This window comes from Sphingomonas sp. HDW15A, assembly GCF_011301715.1.
Taxonomy (GTDB): Bacteria; Pseudomonadota; Alphaproteobacteria; order Sphingomonadales; family Sphingomonadaceae; genus Sphingomicrobium.
Window position 1 is genome coordinate 1,880,321 of sequence record NZ_CP049870.1, and the last position, 21,969, is coordinate 1,902,289.

General features: G+C 63.3%; 20 protein-coding genes and 1 tRNA gene. 5 read left to right on the top strand and 16 right to left on the bottom strand.

Annotated elements, in window-relative coordinates; genetic code table 11:
* Positions 1-41 precede the first annotated feature (41 nt).
* Complete coding sequence (locus G7076_RS09895; protein ID WP_166202450.1) at positions 42-461, top strand: nuclear transport factor 2 family protein; 420 nt, start codon at positions 42-44, stop codon at positions 459-461.
* Positions 462-465: 4 nt separating this feature from the next.
* On the opposite strand, the gene ligA is transcribed toward G7076_RS09895, so the two are convergent.
* The 9 genes from ligA to G7076_RS09940 form a co-directional block, all read right to left on the bottom strand.
* Positions 466-2,511 carry an NAD-dependent DNA ligase LigA gene (ligA, locus tag G7076_RS09900; RefSeq protein WP_166202452.1) on the bottom strand — a complete coding sequence of 682 codons (2,046 nt, stop codon included), beginning with the start codon at positions 2,509-2,511 and terminating at the stop codon, positions 466-468.
* Complete coding sequence (locus G7076_RS09905) at positions 2,508-2,813, bottom strand: antibiotic biosynthesis monooxygenase (RefSeq protein ID WP_240913777.1); 306 nt, start codon at positions 2,811-2,813, stop codon at positions 2,508-2,510. Before G7076_RS09905 ends, ligA begins: the two co-directional genes overlap by 4 nt.
* 89 nt (positions 2,814-2,902) lie before the next feature.
* Entirely contained in the window at positions 2,903-3,619 is a 717-nt protein-coding gene (locus G7076_RS09910) for a dienelactone hydrolase family protein (RefSeq protein WP_166202454.1), read from the bottom strand.
* Positions 3,616-5,268, bottom strand: coding sequence for a DNA repair protein RecN (gene recN / locus G7076_RS09915; RefSeq protein WP_166202456.1), 1,653 nt, complete (start codon positions 5,266-5,268; stop codon positions 3,616-3,618). Before recN ends, G7076_RS09910 begins: the two co-directional genes overlap by 4 nt.
* 19 nt (positions 5,269-5,287) lie before the next feature.
* Positions 5,288-6,082 (bottom strand): outer membrane protein assembly factor BamD, encoded by a 795-nt coding sequence (locus G7076_RS09920; protein WP_166202458.1) that lies wholly within the window; start codon positions 6,080-6,082, stop codon positions 5,288-5,290.
* A gap of 81 nt (positions 6,083-6,163) precedes the next feature.
* Entirely contained in the window at positions 6,164-7,120 is a 957-nt protein-coding gene (gene secF, locus G7076_RS09925; RefSeq protein WP_166202460.1) for a protein translocase subunit SecF, read from the bottom strand.
* A gap of 13 nt (positions 7,121-7,133) precedes the next feature.
* Complete coding sequence (gene secD / locus G7076_RS09930; RefSeq protein ID WP_166202462.1) at positions 7,134-8,726, bottom strand: protein translocase subunit SecD; 1,593 nt, start codon at positions 8,724-8,726, stop codon at positions 7,134-7,136.
* Positions 8,726-9,052 carry a preprotein translocase subunit YajC gene (gene yajC, locus G7076_RS09935; protein ID WP_240913919.1) on the bottom strand — a complete coding sequence of 109 codons (327 nt, stop codon included), beginning with the start codon at positions 9,050-9,052 and terminating at the stop codon, positions 8,726-8,728. The genes secD and yajC overlap by 1 nt, the downstream gene beginning before the upstream one ends.
* 95 nt (positions 9,053-9,147) lie before the next feature.
* Positions 9,148-9,223, bottom strand: a tRNA-OTHER gene (locus G7076_RS09940).
* A gap of 74 nt (positions 9,224-9,297) precedes the next feature.
* On the opposite strand from G7076_RS09940, the gene G7076_RS09945 reads away from it, so the two are divergent.
* Positions 9,298-9,999, top strand: coding sequence for a TIGR02117 family protein (locus G7076_RS09945; protein ID WP_166202466.1), 702 nt, complete (start codon positions 9,298-9,300; stop codon positions 9,997-9,999).
* On the opposite strand, the gene G7076_RS09950 is transcribed toward G7076_RS09945, so the two are convergent.
* From G7076_RS09950 to hslV, 4 genes are read right to left on the bottom strand one after another with little or no spacing between them, the layout of a single operon-like run.
* Entirely contained in the window at positions 9,966-11,438 is a 1,473-nt protein-coding gene (locus G7076_RS09950) for a S41 family peptidase (RefSeq protein WP_166202468.1), read from the bottom strand. The two genes, G7076_RS09945 and G7076_RS09950, sit on opposite strands and share 34 nt — an antisense overlap.
* Before the next feature lie 54 nt (positions 11,439-11,492).
* The gene (gene hslU / locus G7076_RS09955; protein ID WP_166202470.1) at positions 11,493-12,791 is read right to left on the bottom strand and encodes an ATP-dependent protease ATPase subunit HslU; all 1,299 of its coding nucleotides are present in this window, start codon (positions 12,789-12,791) and stop codon (positions 11,493-11,495) included.
* 31 nt (positions 12,792-12,822) lie between these two features.
* Positions 12,823-13,920: an FAD-dependent oxidoreductase gene (locus G7076_RS09960; protein WP_166202472.1), complete on the bottom strand. Its 1,098-nt coding sequence runs from the start codon at positions 13,918-13,920 to the stop codon at positions 12,823-12,825.
* Between the two features lie 19 nt (positions 13,921-13,939).
* Positions 13,940-14,482 carry an ATP-dependent protease subunit HslV gene (gene hslV, locus G7076_RS09965; RefSeq protein WP_166202474.1) on the bottom strand — a complete coding sequence of 181 codons (543 nt, stop codon included), beginning with the start codon at positions 14,480-14,482 and terminating at the stop codon, positions 13,940-13,942.
* A gap of 356 nt (positions 14,483-14,838) precedes the next feature.
* On the opposite strand from hslV, the gene G7076_RS09970 reads away from it, so the two are divergent.
* From G7076_RS09970 to G7076_RS09980, 3 genes are all read left to right on the top strand, one after another.
* Positions 14,839-16,725, top strand: a complete 1,887-nt coding sequence (locus G7076_RS09970; protein ID WP_166202476.1) for an autotransporter domain-containing protein — start codon at positions 14,839-14,841, stop codon at positions 16,723-16,725.
* Positions 16,726-16,827: 102 nt separating this feature from the next.
* The gene (locus G7076_RS09975) at positions 16,828-17,115 is read left to right on the top strand and encodes a hypothetical protein (RefSeq protein ID WP_166202478.1); all 288 of its coding nucleotides are present in this window, start codon (positions 16,828-16,830) and stop codon (positions 17,113-17,115) included.
* The gene (locus tag G7076_RS09980; RefSeq protein ID WP_166202480.1) at positions 17,115-17,318 is read left to right on the top strand and encodes a hypothetical protein; all 204 of its coding nucleotides are present in this window, start codon (positions 17,115-17,117) and stop codon (positions 17,316-17,318) included. Before G7076_RS09975 ends, G7076_RS09980 begins: the two co-directional genes overlap by 1 nt.
* 21 nt (positions 17,319-17,339) lie before the next feature.
* Here the strand turns inward: G7076_RS09980 and G7076_RS09985 are convergent, their stop codons facing one another.
* The 3 genes from G7076_RS09985 to G7076_RS09995 form a co-directional block, all read right to left on the bottom strand.
* Positions 17,340-18,935, bottom strand: coding sequence for an amidohydrolase (locus tag G7076_RS09985; RefSeq protein WP_166202482.1), 1,596 nt, complete (start codon positions 18,933-18,935; stop codon positions 17,340-17,342).
* A 1-nt stretch (position 18,936) separates the two neighbouring features.
* Entirely contained in the window at positions 18,937-20,451 is a 1,515-nt protein-coding gene (locus G7076_RS09990; protein WP_166202484.1) for a peptidase S10, read from the bottom strand.
* A gap of 102 nt (positions 20,452-20,553) precedes the next feature.
* Positions 20,554-21,834, bottom strand: a complete 1,281-nt coding sequence (locus G7076_RS09995) for a L,D-transpeptidase family protein (protein WP_166202486.1) — start codon at positions 21,832-21,834, stop codon at positions 20,554-20,556.
* Positions 21,835-21,969 lie beyond the last annotated feature (135 nt).

Below are 21,969 nucleotides of genomic sequence, written 5' to 3' on the forward strand. Positions count from 1 at the left end.
GCGTGACATCCGTTAGTGCCGCGCGAACCATGGCCAACCTGATGCCCGTCATTGAAACGCTCGAAAACCGCTGGATGCGGGCGTGGATCAACGGCGACGTCAAGGAACTGAAGGGCCTCACCGCCCGAAATTTCCGGCTGGTTATGGGTTCGCGGCCAGCGGCGATACTGGACGCTCCGAGCTGGCTGGACGCGGTCAATGGCCGCTTCCTTTGCACCGGCTACCGGTTTGGCGACATTTACGTCCGCGATGTCGGCTCGGTTGCCGTGTTCGCCAGCCAGATGACGATCAAGGCGACGCTTGGCGAAAAGGACTGGTCGGGCGAATATTGGGTGACCGATATCTGGCGGAAATCGCGCGTTCGCCGCAAATGGCAGATGGTTGAGCGGATCCTTTCGCGACCGGACACCGACCGCCAGCTACCGGACGGGATCCGCTCCCTCCAGCTCTGGCGCCGCTAGAGGCTCAGGCCTCCGCCACGATTTTCGCCCAATCGGCTTCGCCAATCACACGGATTCCCAGTTCCTCGGCCTTCTTGAGCTTTGACCCGGCGCCCGGCCCGGCGACAACCAGGTCGGTCTTGGCGCTAACCGATCCCGCGGCGCGCGCCCCAAGCCGCTCCGCCTGAGCCTTGGCTTCGTCCCGGCTCATCGTCTCCAGGCTGCCGGTAAAAACGATGGTCTTGCCGGTCCACTCGGTTTCGCGCGCGTTCGAAACGAACGTCGCCGGCCGAGCCAGTTCGAAAAGCTCTGCCAGTTCTTCCCGGTTGTGCGTTTCGTGGAAAAAATCGACGATCGCCTCGGCCACAACTCCGCCGACGCCTTCGACCGCAGACAATTCCGCTATCGCATCGTCTGACCGCGCCACGCGCTCGAGCTCTTCTACGGATCCGAATGCCCGCATTAGATCCTTCGCGGTCACCGCGCCCACGTGGCGGATGCCGAGTCCGAACAGGAAGCGCGCCGGATCGAAGCCTTTCCGGCTCTCGATGGCGGCGAGCAGGTTGTCGACGGACTTCTCCTTCCAGCCTTCGCGGCCGATCAGCTGCCCGCGATGGTCCTTTAGGCGCCAGATGTCCGCCGGTCCTTTAAGCCATCCCAGCTCGAGAAACTCGACCAGGCTTTTCTCGCCCAGCCCGTCAATATCCATCGCTCCGCGCGACACGAAATGTTTCAATCGCTCCAGTCGTTGCGCCGGGCAAATCAGCCCGCCCGTACAACGAACGTCGACCTCTCCTTCCTCGGCCACCGCCTCAGACCCGCACATCGGGCAATGATCGGGAAAATCATATGATGCTCGCAATGTGTCGCGAGTGAGATTCTCAATCACCTGCGGAATGACGTCGCCGGCGCGCTGGATGCGAACGCGATCACCGACGCGCAGGCCCAGGCGGGCGATCTCGTCCCGGTTGTGCAGAGTGACGTTCTGGACGATCACGCCACCGACCCCGACCGGCGTCAATCGTCCCACAGGCGTCAGTTTTCCGGTGCGGCCGACCTGGATATCGATTGCTTCCAGGGTCGTCTCGGCTTTCTCGGCGGGAAACTTATGCGCCAGGCCCCAGCGCGGTGCGCGGGCGACGAAGCCGAGCCGTTCCTGAAGGTCGAGCCGATCCACCTTGTAGACCACGCCGTCGATATCGAACGGAAGTTCCGCGCGCTCATGTTCGATTCGGTCGTAGTGTGCCAGGGCATCTTCGACTGTTGCGGTCCGGACTAGCAGGTCGCTCACAGGGATACCGAACCCTGCGATCCGCTTCATCGCCTCATATTGCGTGCCCGCCAGAGGCTCGCTCGCCTCGCCCCAGCCGTGGGCGAGAAATCGCAAGGGACGGGCCGAAGTAACGGCCGGATCCTTTTGCCGAAGCGAGCCGGCAGCGGCATTGCGCGGATTGGCGAATATTTTGCTGCCGGCCGCTTCCTGCCGCTCGTTAAGGGCGGCAAAATCGGACTTGGCCATATAGACCTCGCCGCGCACTTCCAGAACTGCCGGCGCTGCGGCGATCTCCTGCGGAATGTCGGAGATGGTGCGAACGTTGGCAGTCACGTCCTCGCCGACCGCTCCGTCTCCGCGCGTAGCCGCGAGCACGAGCTGGCCATTTTCGTAGCGCAGCGAACACGACAGGCCGTCGATCTTCGGCTCGCCCGTTAGGGCGACTTCGGTATCGGGCGCGAGCGAGAGGAAGCGGCGAATTCGCGCGACGAATTCCGTCACCTCGTCCGCACTGAACGCGTTCTCCAGGCTGAGCATCGGCCGGGCATGGGTGACCTTGGCGAGGCCGCTGGCGACCGGCACCGCCCCGAGCCGCTTCGACGGGCTGTCGGCACGCACAAGATGAGGGAAAGCTTCTTCGAGTGCGCGATTCTCGCGCACGAGCGCGTCATATTCTGCGTCCGTGATCTCCGGCGCGTCTCGGTCGTGGTAGAGCTTGTCGTGCCGCGCGATATCTTTGGCCAACCGCATCAACCGGTTGGCCGCCTCCGCTTCGCCAAGATTGCCGACTTCGCTCAAGACAGACCACTCACCGGGCGTATTTCGGCGCTGGTGCCGAAGCCAGCCAGGATCGGACGAGCCCGGGCAATGGCGGATTTTACCGCGGGGGGTTGAAGGCTCGCCGCGTGCGCCGCCCTGTCGATCCAAATTTCCGTGACCCAGAGCGCGTCCGCGTCGGCGACGTCTTCGGCAACGAGGTAGAGCAGGTTTCCCAGCATCTCGCCCGACGCTTCTGTCAGGTAGCCCAGCAGCTCGGCTCGCTTGCCGGGCGCAGCCTTCATCTGGCCGATCATGCCATACAGCTCGCCATCGTCACTCATCGCTACTCCATTGGTCATGCATCCAGCGAGCAGAGTTGCCGCAGCCGACCCGGCAAATTCACGCCGGTTCAGGTTCGGCCAGCCCTTGTTCAACGAAGCGTCTCGGCCAGAAAGTCTTCTAGGCTTGCCCAGCTGCGGCGCGCGGCCCTTTCGTTATATTCGACTCCGGCAATCCCGATCTGATGGGCGTTGGGATTGGTGAAGCCATGGCCGACGTGGCCATAAGCGTGGATTTGCCAGTCTGCGCCGCCTTCCGTCAGTTCCTTGCCGAGCGCGACGACCGCTTCGGGCGGGACCATGGGATCGTCCCAGCCATGAAAGCCCACGACCTTGGCCTTGATCGGCTGGGCCGGCAATCCGGGCGGGTCGAACAGCCCGTGGAAGCTGGCGACCGCGGCGACGTCAGCACCCGATCGCGCCACGTCGAGCGCACACTGCCCGCCGAAGCAATAGCCGATGACGACGATCTTGGAGCTTTCCACATGGTCGCGCTTGCGGACTTCCTCGACAACGGCGAGCAGACGGTCGCGGAGCGCAGCGCGGTCCGAGCGGAGCTCGCCCATGGCGGCGAACGCCGCTTCCTTGTCGGTCGCGGAATCGAAGCGGCGGCCGAACAGGTCGACGACCACCGCGTGATAACCAAGCGCGACGAGCTTCTCGGCAAAGCCGATCTCCAGCTGCTGGACACCCATGACGGTGGGAATGATGATGACTGTTGGCCGCGTCTGGCCGCTGCCGTCGTGGACGACGACATGATCCAGGGTCTTGCCCTGCCAATCCTGCTTCAGGGAAAATTGGTCGCTCATGCTGCCTCCAGTAATCGCGCGGCCTGTGCCCGCGCTTCGTCGGTAATGTCAGCGCCGGAAAGCATCCTGGCGATCTCCTCGCGCCGCTCCTCGGCGGTGAGTTTTCTCACCGTCGTCCGGGTGCCGCTTTCGCCATGTGCCTTCTCGATGCGATAGTGATGCGCTGCCCGCGCCGCGACCTGCGGACTATGGGTGACGACCAGCAACTGACCTCTCGCCGCCAGCCGGGCAAGACGTTCGCCGATCGCGCTCGCCACGGCGCCGCCGACGCCGCGGTCGATCTCGTCGAAGATCATTGTCGCCGCCCCGCCTTCTTCGGCCAGAGCGACCTTCAAGGCGAGGATGAAGCGCGACAATTCGCCGCCGGACGCGATACGGGTTAACGCCCCGAACGGCGCGCCGGGGTTGGTCGAAACCTCGAACTCGACACGGTCCAAACCGGCCGGTCCGGGCTCGCCGCGGGCAATGGCGGTGCGGAACCGGGCGGCATCCAGCTTCAGCGGAGCAAGCTCGCCCGCGACCGCCTGGTCGAGCCGGGCCGCCGCTTCCGATCGCGCGTTCGAAAGCTGCTCGGCGAGCCCGTCGTAACGCTCCCGAGCCTCCGCCAGTTCGGCCTCGAGCGCTGCAATTCGCTCCCCGCCCGCCTCGATCAATTTGAGCTTTTTCGCCAGTTCCTCGCCGAATGCGGCCAGAGCGTCCGCCTCGACGCGATGCTTGCGCGCAAGGGCGCGAATTTCGAACAGCCGCGCCTCGACTGCTTCCAGCTTTGCCGGGTCGAACGCGAGTGCCTCGGCGGCCCGGGCGATCTTGTCCTCGGCTTCGCTGGTCTCGATCACTGCCCGGTCGAGGCTCGCCAGCGCCTCGGCAAGCAGCGGGTGATCTGGCGCGCCGCGCTCGATCCGGCGGGCGGCGGCGCGAAGCTGAGCCAGTGCGCCGTCCGATCCTGATAGCAGTTCATCGAGCCCCGTGAGCGATTCCCCGGCCTTGGCGCCCGCCTGCATCGCCGCGCGCGCTTCGGCCAGTTCGCTCTCCTCACCTGGCCGCGGGGCAAGCGCCGCGATTTCATTCGACGAATACTCCAGCCATTCGCGGTCACGCTCGGCGGTCTCGGCGTCGGCATGGGCCTGCGCAAGCTCGGCATCCAGCCGGGAAACATCGGACCAGGCCGATGCGATTGTCGACGTGTCGATCCGGCCGAACGTATCGAGCAAAGCGCGATGCCCCTTGGGATTGAGCAGGCCGCGGTCATCATGCTGACCGTGAATCTCGACGAGGCTCGAAGCCAGGTCGCGAAGAAGCGCGGCGTTGACGCTGGCCCCTGCGGCAAAGGCGCGGCTTCCGCCATCGGCCTTCAACGTCCGGCGGACAATCAGAGGCTCGCCGGGATCGACTTCGATGCCTTGGTCACTCAGCACCTCATGCGCCGGGTCGGCGGAGTCGATCTCGAATACGGCGGCGACCGCCGATTGCTGCTCGCCGTTTCGCACCAAACCGGTGTCGGCACGCATGCCAAGCGCGAGGCCGAGGCTGTCGAGCAGGATCGATTTGCCTGCCCCCGTTTCGCCGGTCAGAACGCCCAGGCCCGGCTCAAACTCAAGCTCGAGCCGGTCGATCAGGACGACGTTGTGGATCGACAGCTGCCTCAGCACGGGCGCGCCATCGCGTCGGCTAGCTCTGCGACGCGGCCTGCGGAACGTGCCGCTGGATCAGCCGGTAGCTGCGATGATACCATTCGCTCCCCGGATAATTGCGGCCGAGCACCGCCGCAGCCTTCTGCGCCTCGCCGGGCATTCCGATCGCGAGATAGGATTCGACCAGTCGTTCGAGCGCCTCGGGGGTGTGGCTCGAGGTCTGATACTTGTCGATCACGGTGCGGAAACGGAGTGTGGCGGCGAGCCACTTGCCCTGCCGCTGGTAGAAACGCCCAATCTCCATCTCCTTGCCGGCAAGGTGATCATTGATGAGATCGGTTTTGAGCCGGGCATCAACGGCGTAACGGCTGTCGGGATAGCGGCGCATAAGCTCGCCGAACGCATCCGCGGCCTGTTGCGTGATCTTCTGGTCGCGGCGAACGTCCTCGATCTGCTGATAATAAGACATGGCGATCAAATAGTTGGCGTAAGGAGCGTCCTTGTTGCCCGGGTGGATAGTCAGGAAACGGCGAGCCGAGGAGATCGCGTCCGGATAGGACTGCGCCATATAGTAGGAGAAGGCGCTCATGAGCTGCGCGCGACGGGCCCATACCGAATAGGGGTGCTGGCGTTCGACCTCGTCGAAGAACTTCGCTGCGAGGATGTAATTGCCCTGGTCGAGGTACCTTTTTGCGAGATTGTAGAGCGTATTGACGTCACGCGCGACATAGGCGGTGTCGCCAGTTTCAGCCTTATTCTTGGCGCAACCGGCGACGGGTAAAACGATAACAGCAGCCATGAGCGGCAACGCGAAACGGTGAAAAGTCGTCATGGCTGGACCTTCTAGCGTGGGGCAATGGGGAGGCCAAGCGCCGTGATTGGCCTTGGCTTGATGAACGCCGGATTGCCGGTCTTAACGCGCCTCGGCCGGTTTGGCCGCCGGGTCGTGATCGTCGCCGCGAACGAAGCTGTCCGGGGTCACGCCCAACCACACCAGGATCGGCGCCGAGATGTAGATCGACGAGTAAGTGCCGATGAACGTACCAAGCAGGACCGCCAGGGTCAGGCCGAAAATCACGTCCGGCCCGAGGAACAGCAGGACAGCAAGCGCGAGCATGATCGACAGAGAGGTCACCACCGTCCGGCTCAGCGTCTCGTTCAGCGACAGGTTCAAGAGCGGGATCATGGCCATCTTGCGGAACTTGCGCAGATTCTCGCGGATCCGGTCGTAGATGACCACCGTGTCGTTGAGCGAATAGCCGACGATCGCAAGGAAGGCGGCGACGATATTGAGGTCTACCTGAAGCTGTGTGAGCGCAAAGAATCCCAGCACCATCGACACGTCGTGGAACAAGGTGACGAGCGCCCCTACCCCGAACTGCCATTCGAAGCGGATCCAGATGTAGATCGCGATACCAAGCATCGACAGCCCGATTGCCAGCGCGCCGTCCCATGCCAGCTCTTCACTGACCTTACCCGAAACCGACTCACCGGCGTCGACTCGTGCGCCCGGATATTCGCGCTGCAACATAGTACGGAGCTCGGTAACGGCGGCAGCAGCGGCCGTGTCCGGGCCCTCGGGGCGCGGTAGCCGGATCTGATAGGTGCGCGAACCGCCGAATTCTTGGATGCTGGCGTCACCCTGTTCCAGCGCCGCGACCTTGCCGCGCAGGTCCTCGATGTCGACCGGCTGCTGGAATTCGGTGCGGACAACCTGCCCGCCGACGAAGTCGATGCCGAGGTTCAGCCCGCGAACCGCTACCAGCGTCAGAGCCGCAACCGTCAGCAGGATCGAAATGATCAGCGCGACATTACGAATTCGCATGAAGTCTATGTTCGTGTTGTCGGGAACCAGTTTGAGCAAGCGCATGAGTCTATTCCCGTCAGATATGCAGTACGCGAGGCCGCTTGGCCTTGACCCACTGCGCCACCAGCATCCGGGTGAATGTGACCGCCGTGAATACGGAGGTGATGATTCCGATCATCAGGACGACCGCGAAGCCGCGGATCGGGCCTGACCCGAAATACCACATCAAAACGGCAGCGATGGTGTTGGTGATGTTGGCGTCAAAGATCGCGGTCGAGGCTTCTTTGTAGCCCGTCTCCAGCGAATCGAGCAGTTTCCGCCCGCGCCTTTGCTCTTCGCGGATTCGCTCATTGATCAGCACGTTGGCGTCCACGGCCGCACCGATGGTGAGTACGAAGCCAGCGATTCCGGGAAGGGTCAGCGCCGCCCCGAAGACCGCGAGTCCGGCGAGGATCAGGAGCGCGTTCACCAACAATGCCAGCGTCGCATAGACGCCGAACCGACCATATGTGACGAGCATGAAGATGATGACCGCAAGCGTCGCCGCGACGCTCGCGATCGTTCCCTTTTCAATGGAATCGCGGCCGAGTTCGGCGCTAACCGTGCGCTCTTCGATAACGTTGAGCTTTACCGGCAGCTTGCCGCTGGCCAGCGCGATGGCGAGCTGGTTTGCGGTCTCGACCGTGAAATTGCCGCTGATCTGGGCCTGTCCGCCAAGGATCGGCTCATTGATGTTCGGCGCCGAAAGAACCTTGTCGTCGAGTATGATCGCGAACGGCTTGTTGACGTTCTCCTGGGTCACCCGGCCGAAGCGTCGCGCGCCGCTGCTGTTAAAAGCGATCGAAACGACGGCCTGTCCGTTCTGGTCGAACGACTGATTGGCCTTCACCAGCTGATCGCCGGTCACCATCGCGCGCCGCTTCACGGCGATATTGCCGCTTCCGTCGGCCATCGGCAGGACCTGGCTGCCCGGAGGCGCGCGGCCCTGGGCGACTTCCTGCGGATTGGCCTCCAGGTCGACGAGCTTGAACTCGAGACGGGCGGTCTGGCCAATCAGCTGCTTCAGCGCGTCAGGATCCTCGACACCGGGGACCGCGACCAGAATGCGGCGCTGGCCCTGGTTGACGACGGTGACTTCCTTGGTTCCGCTGGGGTCGACGCGGCGGCGAACGACGTCGCGCGCCACTGTCATACTGTTCTTGAGCGCGGTCTCCTCGCCCTGCTTGGTCGGAATCATGACGATGCGCGTCGAATCGACGACCTGCACGTCCCAATCGCGCTGCCCGGTGAAGCCGGCCGGCTGCGACAGGGCCCGAAGCCGCTCAACCGCGGCGTCCAGTTGCCGAGGATCGCGAACCATGAACGAGAGACGCCCGCCGCTGGTCGACACGTCGCCGATCGCGATGCGCGGCTCGCCGCGGCGGAGCTCGGTGGTAACTTCTTCTTCCTTGGCCTGGAGGCGCTGCTTGGCCGCGTCGGCCGTATCGGCTTCCAGCAGCAGCTGGCTTCCGCCGGCAAGGTCGAGACCGAGGCTAATCCGCGCGCTCGGGATCCAGTCCTGCCAGCGTTCGACCTGCGACTTCGGGATCATGCTTGGAATGGCGAGCGCCATGCCGATCAGGATGACCAGCCAGATCCCCCAGCTTTTCCAGCGCGGAAAATCGAGCATCAGTCGTTGGCCGGTTTTGCCGTGGGGTCGATGACTTGGGTCAGAGTTGACTTGACCGCCCTCACCTTGATTCCCTGACCGAGCTCGATCTCGACTTCGCTATCGTCGACCTTGGTCACCTTGCCCAGAAGGCCGCCGCCGGTAACGACCCGGTCGCCCTTCTTGACCGCCTCGATCTGCGCCCGGTGTTCCTTCATTCTCTTGTTCTGGGGACGGATGAGAAGGAAATAAAAGACGACGAAGATCAGCAGCAGCGGCGCCATTTGCATGAAGAATGCGGCACCGCCGGAAGGCGCTGAAGCCGGTGCAGCAGCAGCGGCGATCATGAAGCTGGAAAGAATAGACATGGCGGAGGAGAATTCCTTCGTTCGAATCTGATCGCTTCGCGGGCGACCGTCCGTGCGGACGATCCGTTCAACGATGGTCGGGGCGACTGGATTCGAACCAGCGACCCCCACACCCCAGTGTGATGCGCTACCAGGCTGCGCTACGCCCCGACCGATGCCGCCTTTGCGGACAGCGTTGGCGCATCTAGTCAGGCGTGCTTGCTTAAGCAAGGTGGGGAGGTCCGGTGGCGCGTCGAAAGTCCAAAACGAACAGGATTGTTCGGCGCTCTCTGCTGGCGCTGGCCGCTTTGCCGCTCCTCTATTTGGGGTTGGCCGTCGTCGGCTCGCTCGTCCCGGTCAACCGCGCCTGGACCGAGCCGGAAGAGGGAATCACCATCTACCTCGCCGACAACGGAATACACGCCGACCTCGTCCTTCCGGTACGCGCCGCCGGGCTCGACTGGGAGCATTACCTCTCGCGCGATGATGTCGCCTCGGCTCCGGCCGATGCGCAATGGATCGCCTTCGGGGCAGGCGAGCGGAGGATCTATCTCGATACCCCCACCTGGTGGGATCTTACGCCGCGGACCGTCTGGGCGGCACTCACCCGTGGGAAAAGGGTCGTGCACGTTTCCTGGGTCGCCGATCCCACCTATTCGGCCAAGGCGATCCGCCTGAGGCCGCACGAATATCGCCGGCTTTGGTCGGCGATCCGCGCCGAATTCGATCGCGGTGAAAGCGGCCGGCCGCAGCAAATCGATCATCCGGGCTATGGTCCCACGGACGCCTTTTACGACGGCCTCGGCAAGGCCAGCGCGGTCAACACCTGCAATACATGGGCCGCGGATCGCCTGCGAATCGCCGGCGTAAAAACCAGCCTTTGGTCGCCGTTCGTCGATGGCCTCGTCTGGCGCTACCGCGAGGCCGGCGCGGGACCGACCGCTTGAAGATCGCTCTCGATCCGTTCGAGAAAGGCCGTCGTCGACCAGTCCAGATCGTTGAACGGAATGTCCGGCTGATAGCCTTCACCCGACTTACGAGGTCGATGCATCCAGGTCTTTAGTGGAATCGCGATTACGCCGAATCCGGAGGGAAGTGCTCCGCGAGGGGCCTCCATGTACGTCGTATCGGCAGATGTCGGGGCCCCGATCAGCTTCACGTTTTCGAAGCGCTTGAACGTGTCGATCGCATCGAGGCACGCGCTTGAGCAGCCGCCATGAGTGATTACATAAACCGGAGTATCAAGGTCGGTCGGGGAATCCCCTTGCTGTCGGCCGTCGCCGAAGGACGGCCGTTCGATGAAGGAGACCTGGCCCGCCGCTAGCGCTTCCTCCATGCCCGTGACAATGGTTTGCACCTCATCGGCCTCCTTCGCATGGCCCCCAGCCCGGATTTTACCAATCGCTGCCGAGAGCTTGGTGATGTTGTCCCGGCTTGCACGCCAGGCGATCCTCACGTCGCGAAAAAAATGGTTCATTCGTTCGTCAACCGCCTTGGCGCCCCACAAGCGGCGAGCAACATCATGCCCCCAAAGCCATGACCCACCGCTGTTGAACCGCAGGTCGATGACGATCGCCCGGGCCTTGAGCAACTTTGCTCGTTCGCGATCGATGTCCGCGTGGAGCTTCCGGTACGCCGCCTGACCCTTCTCATCCGGCGAGAAAGATGACAGGCCAAGCAGCCAGACCCCGGTCCGTGGTTCCGAAAGGCCAATGGGCGTTTCCTCGCCGGCAAACGCCCGCCGGTAAGTGTCGAATATTACTGCAGGCATCCGCTCCCAGCGCAGACTTGCCGACTGAACGCGCCCGTCGGGAAGCTGGAAAGAGCAGCTTTTGAGCTGATCCGGCTCCGGAGGGATCGAACCCATCAGCAGGCTCGGACCCATATTCCACCACTGACCCGCCTCGGCGGGTCGAAACCATAATCCCCGATTTCGACTGCGAATCAGTTGCTCGACCTCAGTACCGCCGCAGGACAGTATCCGCGATCCGACCGGTGCCGGCGAGTTCGGGCCAGCGCGATGGACGTATAGGCTATGGCCACGCCACGCAGCGGTGAAACCCGGCCAAGCGCGTTTGCCCCAAACCTTTCCCGGTTCGTCGGACGCGACCACGAAGGCGTGACCGTCCGAGAGGCCATCGGTGAAGGCGTCGAGCGCGCGATCGTAACCGTCCCAATCACGCGTTTCGAAAGCGATCTTGAGGGAGGCGTTATGGGCCGCTGCGAGCCTAGCCGGGAAAGCTGGGTCTTCGGGATTGGCCATTCCCGGATGATTTTCCGCAAACAAACGATAAGCGGCATTGACGTCTGCGATGGCAACCGCTCGCCAGTCCGGCTTGGCCTCAGAGGCTTGAGCCGCCATCGCCATCATGAAGGCTGAAATCATCGGAACGCACTCCACCCACCGATTCGGCCTGCTGAGGCTATTCGGAAAGCAGAATTAAAGCACGTAGCGGCTGAGGTCGGTGTTCTTGGCGATCCCCGCCAACTGGCCCTCGACGAAGGCGGCGTCGATGCGGATCGTCTCTCCACCGCGCTCCTCGGCGGTGTAGCTGACGTCCTCAAGCAACTTTTCCATCACCGTCTGCAACCGGCGCGCACCGATATTCTCGATCGCCTCGTTCACCTGGGCAGCGATGCGCGCGAGCGCAGCGATACCGTCCTCGCCGAACTCCACTGTGACATCCTCGGTCTTCATCAGCGCGCGATACTGCTCGGTCAGGCTTGCGCGTGTATCGCTCAGGATGCGGATGAAGTCTTCTTCCGTCAGCGCGGCGAGTTCCACCCGGATCGGAAGTCGGCCCTGAAGCTCCGGCAGCAAATCGGCTGGCTTGGCGACGTGAAAGGCGCCGGACGCGATGAAAAGGATATGGTCGGTCTTGATCGGCCCATACTTGGTCGCAACCGTTGTCCCCTCGATCAGCGGCAAGAGGTCGCGCTGAACCCCTTCTCGGCTCACCGAACCGCCGCGAACATCCGAAACCGCAATCTTGTCGATCTCGTCGAGGAAAACGATTCCGTTGGCCTCGGCATCGGCAAGGGCGACCCGGGTCACGTCGTCCTGATCGACGCGCTTGTCTGCTTCCTCCTCGGTCAGCTTCAAATACGCATCGCGCACCTTTAGCTTGCGCCGTTTCTTGGGCGCGCCGCCCGACAGCTTGCTCATCATCTCGCTCAGGTTGATCATTCCCACGCCGCCCTGGCCGGGGATGTCGAAAGGCATTGACGGGGCCTCGGTGACTTCGATTTCCACCTCGGCATTGTCGAGGCTGCCGTCGGCGAAACGCTGGCGGAAGCTAGCGCGCGTCGCCTCGCTCGATCCCTTGCCGGTCAGCGCGTCGAGTAGCCGCTCCATCGCCGCGCCTTCGGACGCCTCGCGAACCTTCTCGCGCCGCCGCTCGCGCTCCAGCCGGACCGCTTCCTCGACGAGGTCGCGGGCAATCTGCTCCACGTCGCGGCCGATATAGCCGACCTCAGTGAACTTGGTCGCCTCCACCTTCACGAAGGGCGCATCTGCGAGCTTCGCCAGCCGGCGGCTGATCTCGGTCTTGCCGCAGCCGGTCGGCCCGATCATCAGGATGTTTTTTGGCGTCACTTCTTCCCGAAGCTCCGGGCTCAGCCGCTGCCGCCGCCAGCGATTGCGCAGCGCGACCGCGACCGCTTTCTTTGCTTCGTTCTGGCCGACTATATGTTCGTCCAATGCAGCGACGATCGCCTTTGGCGTGAGATTTTCGTTCATGGCGCGCTAGATTGGGCGCGCATCCTTCAAATCAAGCAGTGCAGCGAAGCCCGGCGAACAAGCGGCGGTGCCGCGAGAGTATTCGGGCGATCGCGTCGGGCTGGGGCGTGGCGTCCCATTCGCCCCGCTCGAACGTGCCGCCGAGCAAGATCCCGTCCTTCCGCGGAAACATGTAACCCGCGTCACCGGTGAAGGCGTAGCGCACTTCGTCCTGCGGCTGGAGCACGACGAGCTGTCCGCGAACTGGCGTCAGCTCCTGGTCGCCGATCAGCGCCCTTGCGCCGATGCCGGTGCAATTGACGATGGTCGCTTCGGAAAGCGTTGCAAGGTCGGTAAGCTGTTCGAATCGCCGGATTCGGATTTCCGAGCCACCGCGGAGCACCTCGCTGGCAAGCTGCGCCATGAAGCGCGGGCTTTCTACGTACATTGTGTCGAACCGAACGATATGTTCGACCAGGAACGGGTGCTCGCCGCCGCCCAGCGAGCGGGCGTTCGGATGATAGGCATTCAGCCACTCGTCAGCAAAACTGACGTTCCGCGATTCGTCGTAGGTGGGGAGCCAACGGATGCCGTAATGGTCGCCCACCATTCGCTGGAACCGCTGCCAGCTGTAGGCCATCGCCGCGGCGAACTGGCCGCGCCAGGCGTCGCTCACCGAATCATCGCGGAAATGGCCGAACGGAGACACCTGCCCGCCAGCGACTGCGGAGGTCGTGTCGGCTGGCAGCGCCGCGGTATAGATCGTTACCTTCCTGCCGGCCTCCTGCAGCAGCCGCGCAGTGGTGAGGCCCATCACTCCACTGCCGATGACTGCGATCGGCCCTTCAGTGCCAGCCAGCGCCAGGTCCGCCGCCAGGCGTGAGCTGCCCCAGCTCAAGGTAATCCCCGCGCCGCCGTGACCGTAATTGTGGATCAGCGCCTGGTCGCCGAGCGCCTCGCGGCGAACGACGAATCCGGACGAGCGATAAGGCCTCAGCCCCGCGACCGCGCGAATGATCCGCGATTCCTCGACGTCGACCGGTATGAGTGGGCTGCAGCCCTCCCCGACCTTGACCGTCGCGCAGCCGGACAAGACGAGTGCGCCACTCGCGCCGGATCCTAGAAGAAAGCCACGCCGATTAAGGAACATCGGCAAAGGCTAGACACACTCAAGCCTTGGCCTCAACCTTCTCAATGGTCAGTCGGTCGTTGGTGAACACGCAGACTTCAGCCGCGATGGCCATGGCTCGGCGCGCCAGCTTCTCGGCATCTGGCTCATATTCTTCGAGCGCCCGGGCTGCCGCCAAGGCGTAGTTGCCGCCGCTTCCGATTGCCGCGATCCCGCCTTCGGGTTCCAGCACGTCACCGTTGCCGGTGATGACCAGCATTGTGTCGGCATCGGCGACGATCATCATTGCCTCCAGGTTGCGAAGGTATTTGTCGGTCCGCCAATCCTTGGCCAGTTCGACAGCCGCGCGGAGCAATTGCCCGCGATGTGTCTCGAGCTTCTTTTCGAGCCGCTCGAACAAGGTGAACGCATCGGCGGTTGCGCCAGCGAAACCACCGATGACGCTTCCGTCCCCGAGACGCCGGACCTTCTTCGCGTTCGGCTTGATCACAGTATTGCCGAGGCTGACCTGGCCGTCGCCGGCTATGACCGTCAGCTTGTCCTTCTTAACGCCAAGGATCGTGGTCCCGTGATATTGTTCCAAGGTATCGCTCTCCGCTCGAGTTTCCTCGATGTGGGAAGCCCAGCGCCCGGCGGCAAGTCAGCCTGTGAGCGGCGCCCGCCAGCCCGGCTTGCTCCGCTTCGGCTCATCGCGTGAGGCGTTCCACGCGGAATCCTACGAACCAACCATAAAATCCCGTTTATCTGTGGCAATTTTTACCTATATGGTTTGATATAAAGGAGCACCTTCGCCTGTTCCCCCTAGTCATACCTCCAGCTTCATTAGTCGAAATTTCGCCGAGTGTTGCGCGCCGGTCACTTGCTACCCCCGGCCGCGAACGGCAGTGTCACGGGCACTGTCATTGGGCCTGTGCTGCCCAGATTCGGGAGGGGATTGTAATGCCTAATCGCCGTCGTCTGGCGCTTGCCGCGCTCACCGCCACCGCCTTGTCCGGCTTCGCCGCGCCGGCATCTGCGCAGCAGGTCGACCGTATCGTCACCTTCGGCGATAGCTACGCAGACGACGGGAATTTCTTCGAGATCCTCGGAATCAATCCCGCCACGACCACAATTTATACGTCCGGCCGCTTCTCGGGCACGACCAATTACGTCGATACTCTGTCGGACATCCTTGGAGTCCCGGTGGAGAACTTCGCGATCGGCGGAGCAATGGCCCAGATCTTTCCGGGGGGCGCTTCCAACACCAATTGCTCCGGAATTCCGGCTTCGTGCCCCCTCGGTCTCAACTACGAAGTCGATCAGTTCTTCAATGTCGGAACTCAATCGAGCGCTTTTCCCAACAGCGACACAACCTTCGATGAAGGCGATCTGCTGACGGTTTCGATCGGCGGCAACGATGCTCGTTTTTATCAGCTGACCAATCCGCTCTCGACGACCAACGCGGCAGCAATCGCTGCGGCGGGATCTGTCACCGCCGCCACAACTCAGCTTGATCGCCTCGTCGCGGCCGGCGCGCCGACGATCAGCTTCCTCGCGGGCGACACCAGCCGGCTTCCCGAAATCACCGGCAATGCCTCAGCGATTGCCATCCGCTCGGCGTATTCCAATGCCTACAATGCTGGAATGCAGGATACGCTTGCCGGATACGCGGCCGATGGCGTGATCGTCCATTATCTCGATCTCAATGCCGTTCTCGACAACATCATCGCCAGCCCTGCGGCCTACGGAATCACCAAGGGTCTTGTCTGCCCCGCCTTCCAGCCGGCCACGCCCGCGTCGCCGACCTGCGTTCTCGATTCGACAGGATATCTCTTCTACGGCGATCTCGTTCACCTGACCGGCACCGGTTTCGCGATCGTCGCGCAATATGTCGCGACCCAGCTGACCGCCCCGCTGACGCTCCAGGGGGCAAGCGATCTCGGCATGGACGTCGCCCGCCAATTCGGCCGCACGCTGACCGCCCGCCTCGATCTCGGGAGCCCGCGCGACGGCGATATGCCCGAAGGCTTCAAGTTCTTCCTTTCCGGCGACAGCTTCTCGCGCAGCGTCAACGAAAGCAGCGGTAATGCGCCGTTCGACGTCAACGCCATCGGCTTTACCGCGGGTGCCGAATATGGCTTCGGCAGCGGGGTCGTTGGAGTCGCCGGCAACATCAGCCGGCCGGAGCTGGAGTTCGGCGGCGACGTATCCGAGGTCGAAGGCGAGTCGACCCAGCTTGGCGCATATGCCGGAATGGGCATCGCCGGCGGCTTCATCCAAGGCTATCTCGGCTTCGGTTGGGACGATTACGACATCGGTCGCCGCGGAGTCGTCGAGGGCATGGATGCCAACACCGATGGCGACCACTTCCTCGCAGGCGCGAAGGCCGGCTACCTGTTCCCGGTTGGCGGTTTCCGTGTCGGTCCGGTGGTCGCGCTCGACTATGCCGACGTCAGCGTCGAAGGTTACACTGAGGAAGGCGATCCGGCCCTTACCCTCAACGTCTCGGACGGCGACTTCAACTCGCTCCGCGGAAGCATCGGCATCGAGGCGCGCGGCGACTTTGCCGGCGACGGGGTGCAGTGGCGGCCTTATGGTGCCCTGACGCTTGAGAAGGAACTGAACGGCGACGATCGCTCGATTTCCTTCGCGCAGACGTCGGCTCCGGGAATCGTCAACACCTGGGAAATCGACGACGTTTCGACGAAGGCCTACGGCCGCTTCACCGGCGGTCTTAACGCCCGGATCCTTACCAACGTCGAACTCGGCGCTGCCATCTCAACCACGATGGGTAAGAAGCAGGGCAATGAGACGTCCGGTCATCTCGGCGTGAAGGTCGGCTTCTAAGCTTGGTCATCACAGGAGGGCGGCGGGCGGCATTGGCCATCCGCCGCCCTTTTTGTGTCCGGCAGGGCGCCTTGACTTAAATATTGAAAAGGAATCCTTTCGTTGCGGCTCCGAACCAACGGAGCGATGGAGGGGCAGATGGACGATACGGTACGGGCAGTGACGCCGCTGCACTTGTGGATTGTTGGCGGGCTCGGGGTGCTGTGGAACGCGTTCGGTTGTTACGACTATTTCATGACCCGCACTCGGGGCGCGGAATACATCGAGGGCATGATGCATACCGCCGACGGCGAAGCCATTATGGCCTATATCAATGGCTTTCCGATCTGGGCATCCGCCGCATGGGGCTCGGCGTCTGGGGCGGCCTCCTCGGAGCCATCCTGCTGCTGATGCGCAATCGCTGGGCCGTACCGGTGCTGGGCGTGTCCCTGCTCGGCGCGGTCGTCGGCATCGGCTACCAGCTAGTCAATCCGTCGGACATTCCGGAATTGAGCGAGAGCATCAACAAGGTGATGCCATACATCATCATCGCGATTGCTCTGGCACTGTTCCTCTATGCCAGGGCGCAGCGGGCGAAAGGCGTGCTTCGCTAAATCAAGCGGAGGCGCGGGCGGCTATTTCGCCTGCGCCTCCTTATTTTCGGCAACCATCGCCGCGACATCGGCGAGCAGCGCCTTGGCGTCGTAGACGATGCCGTCCTTGATGACATATTTGACACCGCCGACGCGCTCGACCTTGCCGTCCTTGCCCAGCCGCTCGAACCCGGTCCCGTACAATGTCTTGAAATTGTGCAGCGGATTCTCCGGCGCGATGACGAGGTCGGCGAGCATCCCCGCGCGGACGATCCCGAACGGCGCCGGGGTCTTCTTGGGCCGGTAGATCTCGTAGGCGCCGTCGCTGGTGGCTGCGCGGATCACCTCCAGCGGAGTGAACCCCGCCTCCTGCATCATCTCCATCTCGCCGATGTAGGAGAAGCCCCATGTCTGGTAAATGTAGCCGGGGTCCGATCCGAGCGTGACCTTGCCGCCCATATTCTTGTAATCGTTCACAAGTTGCATGAACGGGCCGTAGAACTTCCGCCAGGCGACTTCCTTGGCGGTGGTCCAGTCGTACCAGTAGCTGCCGTGGCTGACACGGCTCGGCTGGAAGAAGCCTGCCAGGCTCGGAAGCGTAAATTTGTCGTGCCAGTCGGCGTTACGCGCCCGCATCACATCGCGCGACGCGGAATAGATGTTGAACGTCGGGTTGAAGATTACCCCGCGATCAAGCTGCTCGCGAAGGTAAGCCTGCCATTCCGGCCCGCCGGGCGCGAAAATATGCTCGGTCAGTTGGGTCAGTTCGTAAAACCGGTCCTGCTCGTCGTACATGTTATAATCGGACGGATAACGCGGAAGGCTGCTGTCCTTCAGCAGGCTCTCGAAATGGCCGTAGAAGTGCGTGACCGTGCCAAGGCCCATTTGCCCGGCGACGCGCGCGTTAACCTCCGCAACGCCCGACTGGCCGAGATGCGCGACGCTCCCCAGGCCCAGCTTGTTGGCTTCGTCGATCGCGGCCGCGGTCGCCTCTTTCGGCTCGCTGTTGAACAGCTTGATTCCGTCGTAGCCCGTCTTCTTCGCCCAGCGCACCCAGGCGCGCGCCTTCTCAGGTGTGTCGACATCGCCGCCGCTCCACACGTCGCCGAGCGCGGCGTAGGCGAACAGGCGCGGGGCGACGATCGTGTTGGCCGCGCTCCGAGCCTTGTCGGACAGCGATTGGTCTCCTGGACCGAAATAGAGGCCGACGCCGCGCACCGTCGTCACCCCGTGGGCAAGCCACAACTTGTATCCGTAACTTGCGTTCGGCGCCTTGTCCGGGTCGCCGTTATGGCCGTGGTTGTCGACGAAGCCGGGCATGACGTACATCCCGGTCGCGTCGATTTCATGGTCGGCATCGCGCGGTCCTCGATTGCCCTCGAGCGGCAGCCCTGGCGTTCCAACCCCCGCCACGGAACTGATGCGATTGCCTTCGATGACGATGTCGACCGGCCCGCGCGGCGGAGCGCCCGTGCCGTCGATCAATGTCGCGCCGCGGATCACCAGCTTGCGGTAAGGCCCCGCGCCCTCATCGGCACGGCGGTCCGGAACGCGCTCCATCTGACGCTGCTGGGCCACCGCCGGCGTGGCGATCGGAGCAATCAGGAGAGCGGCGGCGCTGAGGAAAAACATCCGCATCTCAGCGCTCCCGGATGAACGACCGCACGTCGGCAGTCAGCTTATGCCGATCCTCGTCGCGGACGTACATCATGTGCCCGGAGTGATAGTAAGTATAGCTGATCCGGTCTTGCGGGATGCCGCTCCGGCTAAGCGCGTATTCGGCCGCGAAGAATGGCGTCGCAAAGTCGTAATAGCCCTGGGCAACCAGCACGCGCAGGCCGCTATTCTCGCGCAGCGCAGTGCCGATGTACGGTGCGACGTTGAGATAGGCGTTGGCGTCGCGCCCGCCGATCCGCCAGTCCCAGTCCGCTCCGAGGCGGCCGATCGACTGATATTCGCGGTCCGTCTTGAAGCCCAGTGACCCGCGGGCCCAGCTGTTGATCGCCGCGGTGTAGCCTGCATCGATTCCGTAGAAGCTGGGGTCGTTGTCCGGGCTCTCCCCGGCATTGTCGTAATCTTTGCCGGTGTAGCGCGCATCGAGCCGGCCGATGGTCAAGCCACGGTCGCGGAGCAGCTGCTTGTAGAAACGGTCGGGCGTAACACGCAGGTCGGCCTGGTCGAGATAGGCCTCGCTGAGCCCGGTAAAGCGCGCCAGTTCGCGCCGAATGACGGCACGTTCTTCCGCTGTCGCTTTCTGCCCCTTCAATAGGAATGCGGCATAGGGTCCCAGTGCCCAGGCTCGCGCTTCATCCACCAGTTGCTCGACCGACGCCGCTTCCGTCTTGCCGTGGTAATGTGCGGCCGCTGCCATCGACGGCAGGTTAGTGATGTAGCCCAGCTCATTGCCGGCCGTGTCCGAGCCGGCTGCGAAATCGAGCACCGTTGAAATAAGAATGATGCCGTTCAACGCAACGTCATTGTACGTCACGTTCATCAGCTGGTTGGCGACCGCCGCACTTCGGGTCGTCCCATAGCTCTCACCACCAAGGAACTTCGGGCTATTCCAGCGGCCATTGTCGCCGAGCCAGCGGCGGATGACCTCCGCGACCAGCTTCGCGTCCTGCGTGACTCCGTAAAAGTCCTTGGGGTCCGCCTTGCCGATGAGGTGGGAAAAGCCGGTTCCCGGAGGATCGATGAAGACGATGTCAGTGACGTCCAGCAGCGAATCCGGATTATCGACGATCGGGTAAGGTGGTGCCCCGTCGTCCCGCGCGTCGGACGGGATCGCGACCCGCTTCGGCCCGAAGGCTCCCATCTGCAGCCATACTGAGCCGGAACCCGGCCCGCCGTTGAACAGGAAAGTCACCGGCCGATTCGCGTCGCGCGGCTCGCGCACGTAAGCGGTGGTGACGACCGCGGCCTCGGCGACGCCGTCCTTGTTCTTTATGATCGTCTCGCCGATCGTCGCGGAATAGCGCATGCGCTGCCCGCCGAAGGTGCCCGAATGGATCGTTCGAACGACCTGGGGAACGACCTCCTCCGGCCTCTCGGCTTTTTCCGCCTTCGGTTTCTCGGCCGGCTTGTCCTGAGCGGTCAGCATTGACGGAAGGGCCAGCGCTGTTGCAGCCAGCGCAAGCAGGATCGAACGGTTCATCAATAGCCCTCGACAGTCGGTCTAGTCGGGGCGGACGCTAGGCCGCCGCTTTGCCAGCCGCAAGACGCAGGCGTCGAGCGATCCGGCGCATTCGTCGAAGGCCTAAAGCGACGCGATCCTGCTCGAAGAACCGAACATCTGCGGCATTGCCAGCGCGTCGAAGCCATAGGGGTCGGGCCGGAACGTCACGCCGCCTTCGCCGCCGGGCGCGACGGTAAGGTAGGTCATGAATACCGGCACGGGGCGGGGAAGCTCGATCCTCTGCTCCCGCGACGACGTCACCGGCGGCATCCGCCCGAACACCCAGGTCGCGAAGCGGCGATAGTCCTCCAGGCGTACGCAGCCGTTGCTGATCCAGCGATTACCGGCGAACTTCTCCTTCGTCGGCGTATCGTGCAGATAGATGCCATAGTCGTTGGGCATTTCGAATTTCATCTCGCCCATCGAATTCCATGGTCCCGGAAGCTGGCGGACCAGCACGTTCGGCTTCTGCTTCCCGGATGCGATCGCCGCCCAGTTGACCGACTTCGGATCGATCACCCGGCCGTTGCCGGTCCAGTCCGACAGCACTTCATAGTGAAAGTCGTCAAAGTAGGAGAGGCCCTGCTCCTTGACCTTCTTCGCGGTCAGGGTCCGGACCAGTTCGGGTGGGACATGCCAATAAGGATTGGCCTTGGCGTTCTCCATCAGCACCGCCATCATCGGCGTCTTGGTCTTGGCCGAGCCGACGATGACCCGCATGCTGTCGGCCATCCGGTCGCGGTCGAACAGATAGGTTTCCGCGGCACCGGAATCGACGACGACATAGCGGTCGAAGGTGCGCGTCTGCGGCAGGCGGAACGCGCGCTCCATGTTGATCGCGATCCGCCGCGAATAATGCGCCGAGCCGAGATTCAGCGAAGCGAGTGTTGCCTTTCCGGCGATCCCGTCCGCCGGACCGAGGCCGTGGACGCGCTGGTAAGCGGAAACGCGCTGGAACAGCATCTCATCGAAGCCGCCGCTGGCCGAAAGACCAAGGCGCTGCCGCAGCAGGGTTACGCGCTTCCCGGTCGAACCGCGCTTCAATGCAGGCCCGGCCGGAATCTTCACCTGTGGCAACTGGCCCCAGGTCGCCTGGTAACGCTCAAGTCCGTCGGCCAACTGAAGGAAAATCGGGTTTGGCGCCGAGCGTCCGGAGCCCGGGCGGAAGATCCGCGCCAGCCAGTTTTGCGGCCGCTGGTAGCGTCGCGCGACATTGCTGAGGTCCGGATCGACGTAGACGAAATCGATGCCCTGGCGGACGGTACGGGGAACCGCGACGGGCTCGTCGCCGCGCGGCTGCGCGGCAACCGGCGTTGTGGCGACCATCGTCAGGGCACCCAAAATCAGGCTGAACTTCCGCATGAAAAATCGCGCCGCTTCCACGGCGCTCCCAAATTGCTCTTGTCTCCTAACGCCCTGCCCGGCGTCAGGTTGCGCGGCCCTGAACGCAATGGCCGCCAGCCGCGCGCCTGCCTCATCAGGTCGCTACGGAATCCC

Bases quoted from the DNA above. Each gene is read 5' to 3' on its own strand.
- G7076_RS09910 (WP_166202454.1), bottom strand. From the start codon at position 3,619: ATGAGCGACCAATTTTCCCTGAAGCAGGATTGGCAGGGCAAGACCCTG.
- secD (WP_166202462.1), bottom strand. From the start codon at position 8,726: ATGCTCGATTTTCCGCGCTGGAAAAGCTGGGGGATCTGGCTGGTCATC.
- hslU (WP_166202470.1), bottom strand. From the start codon at position 12,791: ATGAACGAAAATCTCACGCCAAAGGCGATCGTCGCTGCATTGGACGAA.
- G7076_RS09905 (WP_240913777.1), bottom strand. From the start codon at position 2,813: ATGAGTGACGATGGCGAGCTGTATGGCATGATCGGCCAGATGAAGGCT.
- yajC (WP_240913919.1), bottom strand. From the start codon at position 9,052: ATGATCGCCGCTGCTGCTGCACCGGCTTCAGCGCCTTCCGGCGGTGCC.
- G7076_RS09995 (WP_166202486.1), bottom strand. From the start codon at position 21,834: ATGCGGAAGTTCAGCCTGATTTTGGGTGCCCTGACGATGGTCGCCACA.
- G7076_RS09990 (WP_166202484.1), bottom strand. From the start codon at position 20,451: ATGAACCGTTCGATCCTGCTTGCGCTGGCTGCAACAGCGCTGGCCCTT.
- G7076_RS09960 (WP_166202472.1), bottom strand. From the start codon at position 13,920: ATGTTCCTTAATCGGCGTGGCTTTCTTCTAGGATCCGGCGCGAGTGGC.
- G7076_RS09950 (WP_166202468.1), bottom strand. From the start codon at position 11,438: ATGATTTCAGCCTTCATGATGGCGATGGCGGCTCAAGCCTCTGAGGCC.
- G7076_RS09980 (WP_166202480.1), top strand. From the start codon at position 17,115: ATGCGCAATCGCTGGGCCGTACCGGTGCTGGGCGTGTCCCTGCTCGGC.
- G7076_RS09985 (WP_166202482.1), bottom strand. From the start codon at position 18,935: ATGCGGATGTTTTTCCTCAGCGCCGCCGCTCTCCTGATTGCTCCGATC.
- G7076_RS09970 (WP_166202476.1), top strand. From the start codon at position 14,839: ATGCCTAATCGCCGTCGTCTGGCGCTTGCCGCGCTCACCGCCACCGCC.
- G7076_RS09920 (WP_166202458.1), bottom strand. From the start codon at position 6,082: ATGACGACTTTTCACCGTTTCGCGTTGCCGCTCATGGCTGCTGTTATC.
- secF (WP_166202460.1), bottom strand. From the start codon at position 7,120: ATGCGCTTGCTCAAACTGGTTCCCGACAACACGAACATAGACTTCATG.
- G7076_RS09895 (WP_166202450.1), top strand. From the start codon at position 42: ATGCCCGTCATTGAAACGCTCGAAAACCGCTGGATGCGGGCGTGGATC.